Origin of the sequence: Arthrobacter sp. AFG7.2 (genome assembly GCF_002892835.1) — a bacterium.
Classification (GTDB): domain Bacteria; phylum Actinomycetota; class Actinomycetes; order Actinomycetales; family Micrococcaceae; genus Arthrobacter.
The window spans coordinates 143999-159367 of sequence record NZ_PJMB01000008.1; the positions used below are offsets into that span (position 1 = coordinate 143999).

The window sequence follows — 15369 nt, forward strand, 5'->3', positions numbered from 1 at the left end:
CTAGTGGGTGCAGTCCTGGATACGCGGGCTGCTGCCTGGTGAGGGGCAGCCAGCAAAAAGCGCCACCGCCCGGCCAGTCCGTAACCGGCCGGGGGTGGCGCTCAGGCGGGGATCAGGCCTTCGGGCTTGCCGCGGATTCGACCTTCAGTTTTCCGTCAATGATGTCCTTCTTGATCTGGTCCAGCTCGGACTTCAGTTCTGCCGGGACCTGGGAGTCGAGGTCGTGGAAGGGTGCCAGCTGGACGCCTTCATTGGCCAGCGTGCCCACGTACGGGGTGTTGTCGAAGCTGCCTTCCTTGTCTTCCTTGACCACGTTTTCAACTGCCTCGCCCATCGTCTTCATGACGGAGGAGAGCATGATGTCCTTGTAGTCCGGAGCCGTCAGGTAGCCGTCGGAGTCAACCCAGATCAGCTTGACGTCCTTGCCGGCGGCCTTGGCTTCCTTGAGCGCGGAACCTGCACCCTTGCCCACCGGACCGGCCACCGGCATCACGATGTCTGCGCCCTGGTCCAGGAAGTTCTGGGTGAGCTGCTTGCCAACATCCTGCTTTTCGAAGTCGCCGGTGAAGCTGCCGTCCTGGGCTTCCTTGTTCCAGCCAAGGAGCTTGACGTCCTTGCCCTTCTGCTCGTTGTAGTACTTCACGCCGTCCGCGTAGCCGTCCATGAAGATCGTCACGGTGGGAAGCTTGATTCCGCCGAACGTGGCCACCGTGCCGGTCTTGGTGGTGCCGGCCGCGAGGTAGCCGGCCAGGAATGCCGCCTGGGCGGTGTCGTAGATGATCGGCTTGACGTTGGCGATCGGCGTCTCGTAGCCGAAGTCGACAATCGCAAAGTGGCTGTCCGGGTTGGCCTCGGCCTGTGCCTTGGTGGCATCACCGAGCAGGAACCCTACTGTGACCGTAAGGTCGCAACCGGCGCTGACCATGGCACGCAGGTTCGGTTCGAAGTCGTTGTTGGTTTTGGACTCAACCTGGTTGACCTTGATGCCCAGGTCCGTCTCGGCCTTCTTCAGTCCCTCGTAGGAGGACTGGTTGAAGGACTGGTCATCGAACCCGCCGGAGTCCGAGACGATGCAGCCGGTGTAGTCGCTGGCTCCCTCGGTCGAGGTGCTTCCGGCTTCAGGGGCTGCGCCGCAGGCGGTCAACAGAAGCGCTGAAGCACCGAGGGTAGCCACGCCGGCCATTGAACCGCGTTTGAAACTTGCACGCAGTGAGTTCTTCAATTTTCCTCCAGGATGAAGAGAGTGGCGCTACGGCTCGAATTCAATGAGTGTCCGTTTCTGCACTGAAATTCTGTTTTCACTGAGGGCACGCAGCACTGCGCCGGAGCGCACTGATGGCACCCACTTTAGTGGCCTGCGCCACGTCCCAATAGCACGGCAGCCGGGTATCCGGAAGATCGTTTACAAGTTGTTACCAACCAGTAGGGGGCGCCGCGACTAAGCGGCGCCCCCTTGAGGTTTGGGTGGATCGGCGTTTCCTAGAGGCGGACCAGCATTTTTCCGGTGTTGGCTCCGTCCAGGAGATCCATGAAGGCCTGCGGTGCGTTTTCCAGCCCCTCCACGATCGTCTCGTCGTAGCGGACAGTGCCGTCAGCAAGCCAGCCGGCCATCTTCTCCGCGAACTCCGCGGCGTGCTGCCGCTGGCCGCCTACCAGGAACCCCTTGAGCGTCAGCTGCTTGCCGATGGCCAGCATCAGGTTGCGGGGCGCAGGTGTCGGTTCAGTGGAGTTGTACTGGGCTATGGCACCGCACATCGCCACGCGTCCGCCAACGTTGAGGACGGAAAGCGCCGCCTCGAGGTGTTCCCCGCCCACGTTGTCGAAATAGACGTCGATACCGGCGGGACCGGCAGCCTTTTCCAACTGCCCGCGCACCGGACCGTCGTGGTAATCGAAGGCGGCGTCAAACCCGAGCTCCAGCAGCCGCGCCACCTTGGCCGGGGAACCGGCCGAGCCGATGACCCGGGAAGCGCCCATGGCTTTTGCGATCTGGCCCACCAGTGAGCCCACCGCTCCTGCCGCGCCGGAGACGAACACCGCATCCCCTGGCATGAACTCAGCGACTTTCAGCAGTCCGGCGTAAGCGGTGAGACCCGTCATGCCAAGGGCCCCCAGGAACGCGGACGCCGGCGCCAGCTCCGTGCGGGCAGGAGTGACGGCGTTTGCGTCCACCACCGCGTAGTCCCGCCAGCCGAGGGAATGCACGACGACGTCACCCTCCTGGTGCCCGCCTGAACGGGACGCGATCACCTCACCCACCGCGCCGCCGTCGAGCGCCTTGTCCAGGGCGAAAGGTGCCGAGTAGGACTTCACGTCATTCATGCGTCCGCGCATGTAGGGGTCGACGGACATGTAGAGGTTCCTGACCAAAATCTGGCCTTCGCTTACTTCCGGCAGCGCGGACTCGGCAAGCCGGAAGTTCTCCTGGACAGGCCGGCCCACCGGGCGGGAAGCGAGCTGGATTTCGCGGGCTGTGGCAGGAAGGCTCATGCTGCGAACTCCAGGATCTTGATGTCCACCGGGATGTTTCCCCGGGTGGCGTTGGAATACGGGCAGATCTGGTGGGCCTTGGCCACGAGCTGTTCCGCCGTGGTGAGGTCCAGCGCAGGCAGGGCGATTTCGAGTTCCGCTGCGATGCCAAAGCCGCCGTCTTCCAGCTGGCCGAGATGCACTTTTGCCGCCACCGCCGAGTCGGTCAGGTCGGCGCGCTCCTTGCGGCCAACCAGCCGCAGGGCGGAGTGGAAGCATGCAGCGTAGCCAGCTGCGAAAAGCTGCTCCGGGTTGGTGCCCTGCCCGCTGCCTCCGAGTTCCACCGGGCTGGCAAGCGCGACATCCAAAATGCCGTCGTTGCTCCGGGCATTGCCGTCGCGGCCTTCGCCGGAGGCCAGGGCCTCCGCTGTGTAAAGGGTCTTCATGTCATATCCGTCCTGTAGTGGGCATGGAAAAGTAATGGGCCGGCAGGCTTGCCGCCGGCTATTGGGCGTTGTGCAGTGCGGCAGTGAGCCTGCCCAGGGTGGCCCGCAGCTGGTCGAGTTCCCCGGCCGAGAGGCCTGCAGCGTCAGCCAGCCGCTGGGGAATGGTGCCGGCCTTGCCACTGAGGTCCCTGCCGGCCGGCGTCAGGTGGATGGCCACGCGCCGTTCATCCTCGCCCGAGCGGCGCCGTTCTACGAGTCCCAGCGACTCAAGCCGCTTCAGCAGGGGCGACAGCGTCCCGGAATCCAGCCCCAGCTCCTCGCCCAGCTCTTTGACCCCGCGCGGCTCGTTTTCCCACAGCACCAGCATGACGAGGTACTGCGGATACGTCAGGCCAAGCTCTTCGAGAACCGGCCGGTACACAGCGGTTGCAGCCCGGGAGGCCGAATAGAGCGCAAAGCAGACCTGGCGGTCCAGCCGTGGTGCATCAATCATGAGAATACGATAACGGACAATTAAGTTGTGCACAACTTACCTGTCATGCCCGATCGGAAGGACATGCATAAGGGGTCGACGCCGGGGAGCCGGGTCCGCCTAAAGGTCGCGAATGGTGCGCAGCGCCGCTGCCGTGAGCACGCGGATGCCCAAACCCAGCGCCTGTTCGTCCACGATGTAGTCCCCGCGGTGCAAGTCGTATTCCTCGCCGCCAGGGGTCTTGGTGCCCAGCCGCATCATGGCGCCGGGCAGTTCGGCAAGGAACCAGGCAAAGTCTTCCCCGCCCATGGACTGCGGGGTCAGCACCACTGCGCTTTCGCCGATTTCGGCGCGCGCGGCCGCCTCGATGATGGCTGTTTCATGCTCGGAGTTGACTACCGGGGGCACTCCCCTGGTGTGCTCCAGCCGGACGTCCACGCCGTAGGGTGCCGCCACCTGGTGGACCACCTCGTCCAGGAGCTCACCCGCTTCGTGCCACGCGTCGCGGTCCAGGCAGCGCATGGTTCCAGCCATGTAGCCGGTCCCCGGAATCGCGTTGGGTGCCGAACCAGCGGAAATCTGCCCCCACACCACCGACACTCCACTGCGGACATCCACCCGGCGCGAAAGGACGGCGGGGACATTCACCGCAATCTGCGCCAGAGCAAACACCAGGTCTTCGGTCAGGTGCGGCCGCGAGGTGTGGCCGCCGCGGCCGGACAGCTCAATCCGGATGGTGTCAGAGGCTGACGTAATGGCGCCGATGCGGGTGCCGATCCTGCCCACGTCGATCCGGGGGTCGCAGTGCAGGGCCAGGATCCGCGGCACGCCGTCCAGCACGCCCTGCTCAATGCAGGAGTGCGCGCCGCCGGGCATGGTTTCCTCGGCAGGCTGGAAGATGATCCGCACAGTGGCCCCGAGCGGCTCCTCCTGGTGCATCCGGTGCAGCACCAGCGCGATGCCCAGCATGGTGGTGGTGTGGACATCGTGCCCGCAGGCGTGGGTCACACCATGATTCTTGGAAGCGAAAGGAAGCCCGGTCTCCTCGATGATGGGTAGGGCATCGATATCACCGCGCAGCGCAGTGGCAATGGGGCCGGCCCCCACGTCCACCGTGAGCCCGGTCCCGTCCAGGCGGCGGGGGCTGAGTCCCGCAGCCTCGAGCCGCTCAGCCAGCTTGTCCGTGGTGCGGAACTCCTTGAAGGACAGTTCCGGGTGCGCATGAAGATCCCGCCGGAAGTCGATCAGTTCCGGCAGGAGCGGCTCGAGCCACGGAGCCACCAGGGCGGTGGGCTCGGCTTCAGTAGTGTAATTGCGCACTGTTTCACTCTAGCGAGACTCGCGTGAATACAGGCCATCACGGGTCGCTGCGTTACAGCCCCGCGTTGCATCAGAGGACGTCGGTGTCCCCGCTGGCCTTGAGGGCGTCGACGGCGGCCTTGACCCGCTGGGAGTTTGCCATGGTGGTGACCAGCAGCGCGTCGGGCGTGTCCACGATGACAACATCCTGGATTCCGATCAGTGCGATGACGCGTTTGGTGTCCGTGACCACCACGCCGCTGGAATTCTCGGTGAAGACGCGCGCGCCCTCCCCCAGCACAGTGACGTCATCCACTTCCTTTGCACTGTTCAGCCGGCCAACCGAGGCAAAGTCGCCAACGTCGTCCCAGCGGAAAGAGCCGGGCACGACGGCGACGTCCCCCGCTTCGGCGGCGGGCTCGGCAACCGCGTAGTCGATGGCGATCTTTGGCAGTGTGGGCCACACCCGGGCGGTGACCTCGTCACGGGCCGGGGTGTCCCAGGCCTGGGCAATTTCCTGCAGGCCCCGGAACAGTTCCGGCTGGTTGGCTTCCAGGTGCTTGAGCAGCAGCGCAACCGGCGCCACGAACATTCCGGCGTTCCATACGTAGTTGCCGCTGTCCACGTACTGTTGGGCCACTTCCTCGTCCGGCTTTTCGACGAACTCCACGACGTCGAGGGCGCTGGGCGCGCCGTCGACATGGAGGTCCTGGCCGGAGCGGATGTAGCCGAATCCCGTGGAGGGGTGGGTGGGCTTGATGCCGATGGTCACGATCTTGCCGGCGGCAGCAGTGTGGATCGCCTCGCGGACAGCCTCCTGGAAGAGGTGGTCGGGGCTGATGACCTGGTCCGCAGCGAAGGAACCCATGATGATGTCCGGATCCCGCTGGTGCAGGATTGCTGCTGCAAGGCCGATCGCGGCTGCGGAGTCCTTGGGCTCGGATTCGAGGACGAGGTCCGAATCATGGAGTTCAGGGAGCTGCCGGCAGACGGCGTCCTTGTGCGCTTTCCCGGTGACCACCAGCACTTTGGTCCCGGCCAGCGGGTGCAACCGGTCATAGGTGGCGCGCAGCAGTGTGCTGCCCGAGCCCGTGAGGTCGTGAAGGAATTTGGGAGCTGCGGCTCGTGACAGGGGCCAGAGGCGGGTCCCCACGCCGCCTGCCGGGATCACCGCGATGAAGCGGTCAAGGGGTGATGCCGGGCTTGTCACTTTGTCTGTACTCATCACCGCCTACTTTAGCGGAACCGCACCGGGCCGCCCCCGGGTGCTGGTTTTGCGTCGTTTCTGCCTGCCGCGAGCTCCTCGCACCACCCGCACCGGCCGGCAGTGTGTCCTTTGTCTCAAATTTTCGGAACATCCGCGCCACTGCTGGTCACCAAGGAGCTCCTAAATTGAATAAGCTGTTACCGGAGCCTAGATTTAGGCCCGAGCTACGAGTGCTCTCGCAGCAGGCGTTCCCCCCGCGTGGATCTCATGCCAGCGCCGCTGTGTTGCAGGGAGGTTTATCAGTGCCGACAAAACCAGCTGGCACCTTGTACCGCGGCCGTGAAGGCATGTGGTCCTGGGTAGGACACCGGATTACCGGTGTAGTGATCTTTTTCTTCTTGTTGGTCCACGTTTTGGACACCTCCTTGGTGCGTGTGTCTCCCGAGGCCTACACCGCCGTGATCGGTGCGTACAAGAACCCCCTCATGGCCCTGGGTGAGACCGGCCTGGTTGCCGCCATTGTTTTCCACGCTTTCAACGGCCTGCGGATCATCGCGGTTGACTTCTGGAAGAAGGGCGCCAAGTACCAGCGCCAGATGCTGTGGGCAGTCCTGGGCCTCTGGCTCGTCACCATGGTCGCCTTCTCCATCCGCCACCTGTCCCTCGCCCTCGGAGGTCACTAAGCCATGAGTGCAACTATCGAGAGCCCCCGCAGCGGGCGGATCGCTCCCCAGTACCGTCGCCACGGCGGAAGCAGGGGCAACTTCGAGATGATCGCATGGCTCTTCATGCGTCTCTCCGGCGTCGTCCTGGTGGTCCTTATTTTCGGGCACCTGTTCGTGAACCTCCTGGTGGGCGAAGGCATCAAAGCCATCGACTTCGGCTTTGTGGCCGGCAAGTGGGCTGACCCGTTCTGGCAGTTCTGGGACCTGGCCATGCTGTGGCTTGCCATGCTGCACGGAACCAACGGTGTGCGCACCATCATCAACGACTACGCCGAGAAGGATTCAACCCGCCGCTGGCTGAAGACGGTCCTGTACTCCGCCACCGTGGTCATTCTCGTGCTGGGCACGCTGGTGATCTTCACCTTCGATCCCTGCCCCGTGGTTGACGGCGTTCCCCTGCCTGGCGGATTCTGCCCTGCCTAGCACCAGCACCATCCCGGGCCCGCGGGTACAACCGCGGGCCTGTTTTTGCGGAGCAGGCAACGCCGGCCCGTTGTTTTATAGCGAATTTTGAGAGAAAGAGCATCTGGTATGCAGGTCCATAAGTACGACGTCGTCATCGTCGGTGCCGGTGGCGCTGGCATGCGCGCCGCGATCGAATCCGGTCAGCGCGCGCGCACAGCAGTACTGACCAAGCTCTACCCCACCCGCTCGCACACCGGTGCGGCGCAGGGTGGCATGTGTGCCGCCCTTGCCAACGTCGAGGAAGACAACTGGGAGTGGCACACGTTCGACACCGTCAAGGGCGGTGACTACCTGGTGGACCAGGACGCCGCCGAGGTGATGGCCAAGGAAGCCATCGACGCCGTGCTTGACCTGGAAAAGATGGGCTTGCCGTTCAACCGCACGCCCGAAGGCCGGATTGACCAGCGCCGCTTCGGCGGCCACACCCGCGACCACGGCAAGGCACCGGTCCGCCGTGCATGCTACGCCGCCGACCGCACGGGCCACATGATCCTGCAGACCCTGTACCAGAACTGCGTCAAGCACAACGTCGAGTTCTACAACGAGTACTACGTCCTGGACCTGCTGACCGTTGAAGAGGACGCTGTCCGCGAGGACGGCACCCCCTACAAGCAGAAGCGCGTAGCCGGCGTGGTCTCCTACGACCTCGCTTCCGGTGAGCTTCATGTCTTCCAGGCCAAGTCGGTGGTGTTCGCTTCCGGTGGCGCGGGCAAGGTCTTCAAGACCACCTCCAACGCCCACACCCTTACCGGCGACGGCATGGGCATCGCCTTCCGCCGCGGTATCCCCCTTGAGGACATGGAGTTCTTCCAGTTCCACCCGACCGGCCTCGCCGGCCTGGGCATCCTCCTGTCCGAGGCCGCCCGTGGTGAGGGTGCCATCCTCCGCAACTCCGAGGGTGAGCGCTTCATGGAGCGTTACGCCCCCACCATCAAGGACCTGGCACCCCGCGATATCGTGGCCCGCTCCATGGCCAACGAGGTCCGTGAAGGCCGCGGCTGCGGCCCCAACAAGGACTACGTCCTCCTGGACCTGACCCACCTGGAGCCGGCCCACATCGACGCCAAGCTGCCGGACATTACCGAATTCGCGCGCACGTACCTGGGCGTCGAGCCGTACACCGAACCGGTTCCGGTGTTCCCGACCGCGCACTACGCCATGGGCGGCATCCCCACGAACATCACCACGGAGGTCCTGCAGGACAACGACACCGTGGTTCCCGGACTGTACGCAGCCGGCGAAGTGGCCTGCGTTTCGGTGCATGGTTCCAACCGCCTGGGCACCAACTCGCTGCTGGACATCAACGTGTTCGGAAAGCGTGCCGGCATTGCCGCGGCTGAGTACGCCAAGACGGCCGACTTCGTGGAGCTCCCCGAGAACCCCATCGCCTACACCACCGAACTGCTGGACATTGCCCGGAACGGCACCGGCGATGAAAAGGTGGCGCTGATCCGCAAGGAACTCCAGGACACAATGGACGCCAACATGCAGGTGTTCCGCACGGCCGACACGCTGAACCAGGTCCTCCGTGACATCGCATCCTTTGAGGAGCGGTACAAGCGGATCAACGTCCAGGACAAGGGCAAGCGCTTCAACCTTGACCTGCTCGAAGCCGTTGAGCTCGGCTTCCTGCTGGAGCTTGCGAAGGTCATGACCGTGGCCGCCCTTTACCGTGAGGAATCCCGCGGCGGACACTTCCGCGAGGACTTCCCGGACCGCAACGACGAGAAATTCATGAAGCACTCCATGGCGTACAAGGATGACCACGCCCCGGCGGACGGATCGGCGGAATCAATCGCCGGTATCCGCCTGGCCACCAAGCCGGTTGTCTTTACCCGCTACGAGCCGATGGTGAGGAAGTACTAAGATGTCAGCCGAACTTGCTGAGCCAGCCTCAAAAGTTGAACTGCCTGCCGGCGTCGGCGGTGGCGGAGAGATCCCCACGTTCGACGTCCACATGCGGGTCCGCCGGTACAACCCGGAGGTTTCCGAGGAAGCCACGTGGGACGACTTCCACCTGACCATGTACGGCACGGACCGTGTGCTGGATGCCCTGCACAAGGTCAAATGGGAAACAGACGGCACCCTCTCCTTCCGCCGCTCCTGCGCCCACGGCGTGTGCGGCTCGGATGCCATGCGCATCAACGGCCGCAACCGCCTTGCCTGCAAGACGCTCCTCAAGGACCTGGACACGTCCAAGCCCATCACGGTGGAACCCATCAAGGGCCTGCCGGTGGAAAAGGACCTCATCGTGGACATGGAGCCGTTCTTCCAGTCCTACCGCGAGGTCATGCCCTTCCTCATCAACAAGGGGCACGAGCCCACCCGGGAACGCCTGCAGTCCGCCGAGGACCGTGAGCGCTTCGACGACACCACCAAGTGCATCCTGTGCGCAGCCTGCACGTCCTCCTGCCCCGTGTTCTGGACCGACGGCCAATACTTCGGACCGGCCGCAATCGTCAACGCACACCGCTTCATCTTCGATTCACGCGATGACGCCGGCGACATGCGCCTGGAAATCCTGAACGACAAGGAAGGCGTGTGGCGCTGCCGCACCACCTTCAACTGCTCCGAAGCGTGCCCCCGCGGCATCCAGGTGACCCAGGCCATCGCCGAGGTCAAGCAGGCTATTCTCTCCCGCAAGATCTGACAAAGGATTAAGCGGACGACGGCGCCGTCCCCCACTCGAGGGGGACGGCGCCGTCGTCGTTCCTCCCCACACGCCCCCTGACCTCGCAAGCCCGGCCAGGTAACCCGGCGGGCGTGGACCCACAGCCATTCGTATCAAACGAAAGGGGACGCCTTGTCCCGCTCCGAAAAAGTCACCTTCGAAGGTTCCACCGGCGAGACGCTTTCCGGCATCATCGACTTCCCGGAAGGTCCGGTCAAAGGCTGGGGTGTGTTTTCGCACGGCTTCACGCTCGGCAAGGACAGTCCCTCTGCCTCCCGGATGTGCAAGGCGCTGGCGGACAGCGGTGTGGGCATGCTGAGGTTCGACAACCTGGGCCTGGGCGGCTCCGCCGGTGAGTGGGCAGCGGGTTCGTTCAGCCACAAGGTGGCCGATACCGTCAAGGCGGCGGAGTTTATGCGCAGCGAAGGGAAGCAGATCTCCCTCCTGGTGGGCCACTCCTTTGGCGGCGCCGCCGTGCTGGCAGCGGCGCGGGAGATCCCGGAACTCGACGCCGTCGCAACCGTTGGCGCCCCGTTCTCGCCGAAGCACGTGGCGCACGTCTTCGACGCAGCGCTGGACAAGATCCTGAATGAAGGCAGCGCCGAAGTGGACCTGGGCGGGAAACGGGTGGAAATCCGCAAGCACTTCGTGGAGGACCTGGAGAACGCGGACCTGACGGACTGCATCAAGCAACTGAACAAGCCGCTGATGGTGCTGCACTCCCCCACGGACAACACCGTGGGCATCGAAAATGCCAGCAGCATCTTCCAGACAGCCCGCCACCCCCGGAACTTTGTTTCCCTCGAGGGCAGCGACCATCTCCTGACCGGAAAGGGCCAGGCGGCGCGGGCTGCCCGGATCATCGCCGCCTGGGCCGACCAGTACCTCGACGCGGGGCAGTAGCCGGCTGGCGTCCCCCTGCTGCCCCGGTGCCGGCGCCTATTTTCCGATCGCCGCTTTGCTTTCGCTGATCCACTGCTCAGCCGCTTTCTCCGGTGAAAGCCGCTTGAACAGGACATCCGTGTTCATGCGGGCAGTGATCTCGGAAACTGCAGTGGATCCGGTGGGGCCAATGTAGGTAGGGGCGAAGTCCATCTTGCCAATCTGGTCGATGTACTCCGCTTCCACTTTCCCCTGCGGGGTCAACAGGTCCTGGATGGCGGTACGCATTCCGGAATTGCTGGGGACACCCCGGTCGCTCTGGATAATCTTGGCGGCGGACTCGTTGTTGACCAGGAAGTCCACGAGCTTGGCTGCAGCCTCAGGGTGCCTGGTGCGGGCAGAGATCGTGTAGAACTGCGACGACTGGAGCCAGATTCCCGCCGTGGGTGTCTCACCGGGAAGTTTGAACAGCTTCAGGTCATCACCCGAGGCCTTGCTGAGTGCGGACAGGGAGTTGCTCCAGGTAAGCATCATGCCCGCCTGGCCCATGCCCATCAGGGTCTGCTCCGTGCTGACGTTCAGTTTCTCCACGGTCTCGGAGGCGTTGGGCGCGGCGCCTGTCTCGCTGAGTTTCAGCGAGTAGTCGAAGTAGTCCTGCACTGTCTCCTTGCCCAGTCCCAGTTGGCCGTCCTGGGTGTACAACGATTCACCGCGCTGGCGGGCAAACGCGTCCAGGGAATCGTGGGTGAGGACCGTTGCCGTTCCGTAAGTACCCTTGGGGCTCTTGGCTGTGACGTCGGCCGCGGTCTTTGCGAAGTCCTCCCAGCTCCACGTGGTGTCGTCCGGGAGCGGGACGCCCGCTGCGTCGAACACAGCGGGGTTGACCACGATGGCCAGCGCGTTGGCGCCGGTGGACACTCCATATTGGGTGCCTTTGACCTGGCCGTTTTCCAGTGCGCCCTGGTCCATCTTCGAGAGGTCCAGCGAGTCGCTGACCTTGGACAGGTCCAGCAGTGCGCCGCGGTTGGCGTATTCGGCCGGATAGGCTCCGCCCATCGTGATGACGTCCGGGGCGTCATTGGCGGCCACCTGGGTGGCCAGCTTGTCGAAGTAGCCGCTGATGTCGCCGTATTCGGGCTTGACCTTGATGCCGGGATTGGCGGCCTCGAACTCCGCGATGGCCTTGGTGGTCAGCTGTGCGCGCCCCTCGTTGCCCCACCAGGAGAAGCGGATCTCGACGGGACCGTCCTGCGCTTCGTTGGACGGACCACTTGAACATGCCGCTGTGGCGCCGACCAGTCCCACTGCTGCAAGAAGTGCCAGGGATTTACGGAAAGTCCGGACATGTTTACGCACCATTGGGTAAGCTTCTTTCTGAATCGGAAACCGGTTTCGTGAAACGTATCAAGGTGACTGCAGACGGTCAATAGGCGCTCCAAGCCCTGGCCCTGCGGCTCCAGCCCTTGAGAGAACGGACAGCATGGCACTGCCACTGAGTGCGATACAAATTCGTGACCCTTTCGTCCTTTCCATGCCCCAGGACAGCGAATACTGGTTATTCGGAAGCACCGATCCCAATATCTGGTCCGGCCCGGCCACCGGATTCAACTGCTACCGGAGCCGGGACCTGATCCACTGGGACGGGCCCTTTCCGGCTTTCCGGCCCCCGCCCGGCTTCTGGAGCCGCGAGCAGTACTGGGCTCCGGAGGTCCATCCGTACCAGGGCAAATACTTCATGTTTGCCACCTTCACAGCGCCTGGCCATTTCCGTGGTACCCAGATACTTTCTGCTGACCGACCGGAGGGTCCGTACGCTCCCTGGAGCGATGGCCCCGTCACCCCCCGCAACTGGCAGTGCCTTGACGGAACGCTTCACATGGACGGGGACGGGACGCCCTGGATGCTCTTCTGCCATGAATGGAAACAGGTCCACGACGGAACCATCGTGGCGCAGCGCCTCAGCCCGGACCTCCGCTCTGCAGTGGGGACTCCCGTCTTCCTGTTCAGCGCTTCAGAAGCACCCTGGTCCCGGCCGCTGGACGTTCCTGCAACGAGGAGCCGGGAATTTCCCGTCTACGTCACCGACGGCCCCTACGTCTTCAGGCTGACCAGCGGCAAGCTGATCATGCTGTGGTCAAGCTTCGGAGAGCAGGGATACACGATGGGGATTGCGCGCAGCACGTCCGGAACCGTCCTCGGCCCGTGGGTCCAGGAAGATGAGCCTCTGTGGAGTAAAGACGGCGGCCATGGCATGATTGCCCGCACTCTTGACGGCCGGCTTTTCCTCACTTTGCACCAGCCGAACAACAGCCCCTTCGAGCGGGCCTTCTTCCATCCCCTCAAAGAACTGGAGGACACTGTGGTTCTCGATCTGCCCTCCGGCACTGCCGGCAACCGAACAGCTGCAGGAAGGCGGGCACAGTGAACACCCAGCCCATCGCTACCGGGCCAGAGTTGCCTTCCACAGGCGCGGTCAACGACGGCCGCATTGACCGGAAAGCGCTGGTCCGGCGGCACAACGTTCGGCAGGCCCACGTTGATTCCCGGAGCCCTGTCTCCGTGGGTAACGGCGAGTTCGCTTTCACGCTGGACCTTACCGGCCTCCAGTCGCTTCCGGATTCCTATCCCGTTGGTGCAAGGGACGAACTGCCGCCCGGGACCCTCCTCGGCACCCAGGCCCAATGGGGTTGGCACGCCATACCGCCCGCCCGGCCCTATGACCTCTCGGCGTCCACGATCCACTACGACTCACCGCGGGGACCTGTTCCCTATGTGGACATGGTGGGGGACATTGTCAATGACCGCGAGACCGGCACTGTACGCGCGGAGACATGGCTGCGCGCCAACCCCCACCGCCTGGATTTGGGGCGCATCGGCTTCAAGCTGGTGGAGGACGGGACGGAACGCGCCCTCTCCGAAGCTGACATCACCGATGCAGAGCAGACGCTGGACCTGTGGACGGGCGTTGTGACAAGCAGCTTCATGCTCGCCGGCCACCCGGTACACGTCACGACGACGTGCCACCCCCAACGCGATGAACTCGGTATCCGGGTGGAATCCCCGGCGCTGCGTGAGGGCCTGGTGGTCACCGTCGATTTTCCCTACGGGTCGGAGGCGTGGCACGATGCCGCGGACTGGACCAGCCCGGACGCCCACAGCACCCGGCTCAGGGAATCCGAAGCTTCCCACCTGCATGCCGGCTCCACCGCCTGGACCTGCAGCCGGGAGCTGGATAATTCCCGCTACCAGGTAGTGGTTGCGGGAGCTGACCTCGCCGTCGAACAGAGCGGGCAGCATCACCTCCGAATAACTCCCGGCCCGGGCCAGGGCCTGATGGACTTCAGTGTTGCCTTTATCTCCGCCGGCGACGGCGACTGCATCCCCCGGGGTGAACCCGGGATGTCCCGGGCGGCAGTCGCGGGGGCCGGCCCCGCAGAGGTGACGGCCGCCGTCGGACGCCTTGAAAATTCCGCGCTCCCAGCAGGCAGCAGTGTTGCAGCCGCCTCGGAGGCATACTGGCCCGGGTTCTGGTTGTCCGGTGGAGCAATTGAGCTTGCCGCAACCGACGATCCCCGGGCACAGGAGCTGGAGCGCCGGATCGTCCTGTCGCAGTACCTGACGGCCATCAACTGCTCCGGATCGCTGCCACCGCAGGAGACAGGGCTCGTGTGCAATTCCTGGCGGGGGCGCTTCCACCTGGAAATGCACTGGTGGCACGCCGCACACTTCGCCCACTGGAACCGGGTGGAGCTCCTGCTCCCGTCGTTGCGGTGGTACTCCACCGTGCTGAAGGTTTCCCGGCAGACCGCCGAAATGCAGGGTTTCGACGGCGTGCGCTGGCCAAAACAGGTGGGCCCGGACGGCCGTGAAAGCCCCAGTCCCATCGGGACGTTCCTGATCTGGCAGCAGCCGCACCCCGTCCACCTGGCCGAACTTGTCTACCGCGCCAACCCCAGCCGGAAGGTCCTTGAGGAGTTCGCGGAAATCGTGTTCGAATCCGCCGCGTTCATGGCCAGCTTCGCGCACCCCACACCACGGGGTTTCGAGCTCGGTCCCCCCTTGATTCCAGCGCAGGAGAGTTACGGCTCCATCCGGGCGTCCGTCACGAATCCCACGTTCGAGCTGGCCTACTGGCAGTGGGCCCTGCGAGTCGCAGCAACCTGGCGGGAACGGTTGGGACTCGAGCCCGTTCCGGCCTGGCTGGAAGTAGCTGACGGCCTGGTCAGTCCGCGCGTTATCGACGGCGTTTACGCTGCCATCGACGTGGAGCCCTTCACCATCCGGACGGATCATCCGTCGATGCTGTGCGCACTCGGTGTCCTGCCCCAGACCAGCCTGATAGACAAGGACATCATGCGGGCAACACTCGCCGGTGTTCTTGCTGACTGGGACTGGGACAGCACGTGGGGCTGGGATTATCCCGTGATGGCCATGACCGCCGCCCGGCTGGAGGACCCGGAAGCAGCTGTGAACGCACTCCTGCTGGGTGTCGGAAAGAACACCGTGCTGCCCAACGGGCACAACCGCCAGACAGACTCACTGCCGCTGTACCTGCCCGGCAACGGCGGTCTCCTCGCCGCTGCCGCACTGATGGCTGCCGGCTGGGACGGCGGGCCGGAGCGCCACGCTCCCGGGTTCCCGCCCGGCTGGGCAGTGGCATGGGAAGGGCTGGTGCCTGCACCGTAAAGTATCCGCGAGGCCTGAAGCGGCCCTTGCCTGCGGCCCATCCGTGC

The 15369-nt window shown here is 64.3% G+C and carries 14 protein-coding genes; 7 read left to right on the plus strand and 7 right to left on the minus strand.

The window, feature by feature from the left end; all coding sequences use genetic code 11:
• Positions 1–112 precede the first annotated feature (112 nt).
• The 6 genes from CXX84_RS14630 to CXX84_RS14655 all read right to left on the minus strand — a co-directional run bounded on the left by CXX84_RS14630 (position 113) and on the right by CXX84_RS14655 (position 5911).
• The gene (locus tag CXX84_RS14630; RefSeq protein WP_102977488.1) at positions 113–1183 is read right to left on the minus strand and encodes a BMP family protein; all 1071 of its coding nucleotides are present in this window, start codon (positions 1181–1183) and stop codon (positions 113–115) included.
• Positions 1184–1479: 296 nt separating this feature from the next.
• A complete protein-coding gene (locus CXX84_RS14635; protein ID WP_102977448.1) occupies positions 1480–2490 on the minus strand; it encodes an NADP-dependent oxidoreductase in 1011 nt (336 codons plus the stop codon).
• Complete coding sequence (locus tag CXX84_RS14640; protein WP_102977449.1) at positions 2487–2915, minus strand: organic hydroperoxide resistance protein; 429 nt, start codon at positions 2913–2915, stop codon at positions 2487–2489. The genes CXX84_RS14635 and CXX84_RS14640 overlap by 4 nt, the downstream gene beginning before the upstream one ends.
• 58 nt (positions 2916–2973) lie before the next feature.
• Entirely contained in the window at positions 2974–3408 is a 435-nt protein-coding gene (locus CXX84_RS14645) for a MarR family winged helix-turn-helix transcriptional regulator (RefSeq protein WP_102977450.1), read from the minus strand.
• 99 nt (positions 3409–3507) lie between these two features.
• A complete protein-coding gene (locus CXX84_RS14650; RefSeq protein WP_102977451.1) occupies positions 3508–4707 on the minus strand; it encodes an amidohydrolase in 1200 nt (399 codons plus the stop codon).
• Between the two features lie 70 nt (positions 4708–4777).
• The gene (locus tag CXX84_RS14655) at positions 4778–5911 is read right to left on the minus strand and encodes a mannose-1-phosphate guanylyltransferase (protein WP_102977452.1); all 1134 of its coding nucleotides are present in this window, start codon (positions 5909–5911) and stop codon (positions 4778–4780) included.
• A 284-nt stretch (positions 5912–6195) separates the two neighbouring features.
• Between CXX84_RS14655 and sdhC the strand changes: the two genes are divergently transcribed.
• The 5 genes from sdhC (at position 6196) to CXX84_RS14680 (ending at position 10657) form a co-directional block, all read left to right on the plus strand.
• Positions 6196–6576, plus strand: coding sequence for a succinate dehydrogenase, cytochrome b556 subunit (gene sdhC, locus CXX84_RS14660; RefSeq protein ID WP_074446982.1), 381 nt, complete (start codon positions 6196–6198; stop codon positions 6574–6576).
• A gap of 3 nt (positions 6577–6579) precedes the next feature.
• Complete coding sequence (locus CXX84_RS14665) at positions 6580–7041, plus strand: succinate dehydrogenase hydrophobic membrane anchor subunit (protein WP_102977453.1); 462 nt, start codon at positions 6580–6582, stop codon at positions 7039–7041.
• A 108-nt stretch (positions 7042–7149) separates the two neighbouring features.
• Positions 7150–8949, plus strand: a complete 1800-nt coding sequence (gene sdhA, locus CXX84_RS14670) for a succinate dehydrogenase flavoprotein subunit (RefSeq protein WP_102977454.1) — start codon at positions 7150–7152, stop codon at positions 8947–8949.
• Between the two features lies 1 nt (position 8950).
• Positions 8951–9733 carry a succinate dehydrogenase iron-sulfur subunit gene (locus CXX84_RS14675; RefSeq protein ID WP_102977455.1) on the plus strand — a complete coding sequence of 261 codons (783 nt, stop codon included), beginning with the start codon at positions 8951–8953 and terminating at the stop codon, positions 9731–9733.
• A 153-nt stretch (positions 9734–9886) separates the two neighbouring features.
• Entirely contained in the window at positions 9887–10657 is a 771-nt protein-coding gene (locus tag CXX84_RS14680) for an alpha/beta hydrolase family protein (RefSeq protein WP_102977456.1), read from the plus strand.
• Positions 10658–10693: 36 nt separating this feature from the next.
• Here CXX84_RS14680 and CXX84_RS14685 read toward each other — a convergent pair whose 3' ends face one another.
• Complete coding sequence (locus CXX84_RS14685; RefSeq protein WP_102977457.1) at positions 10694–11995, minus strand: ABC transporter substrate-binding protein; 1302 nt, start codon at positions 11993–11995, stop codon at positions 10694–10696.
• 121 nt (positions 11996–12116) lie between these two features.
• Between CXX84_RS14685 and CXX84_RS14690 the strand changes: the two genes are divergently transcribed.
• Both CXX84_RS14690 and CXX84_RS14695 read left to right on the plus strand, forming a co-directional pair.
• Positions 12117–13061 (plus strand): glycoside hydrolase family 43 protein, encoded by a 945-nt coding sequence (locus CXX84_RS14690; RefSeq protein WP_102977458.1) that lies wholly within the window; start codon positions 12117–12119, stop codon positions 13059–13061.
• A 62-nt stretch (positions 13062–13123) separates the two neighbouring features.
• Entirely contained in the window at positions 13124–15322 is a 2199-nt protein-coding gene (locus CXX84_RS14695; protein ID WP_189337613.1) for a hypothetical protein, read from the plus strand.
• The last annotated feature ends 47 nt before the right edge of the window (positions 15323–15369 follow it).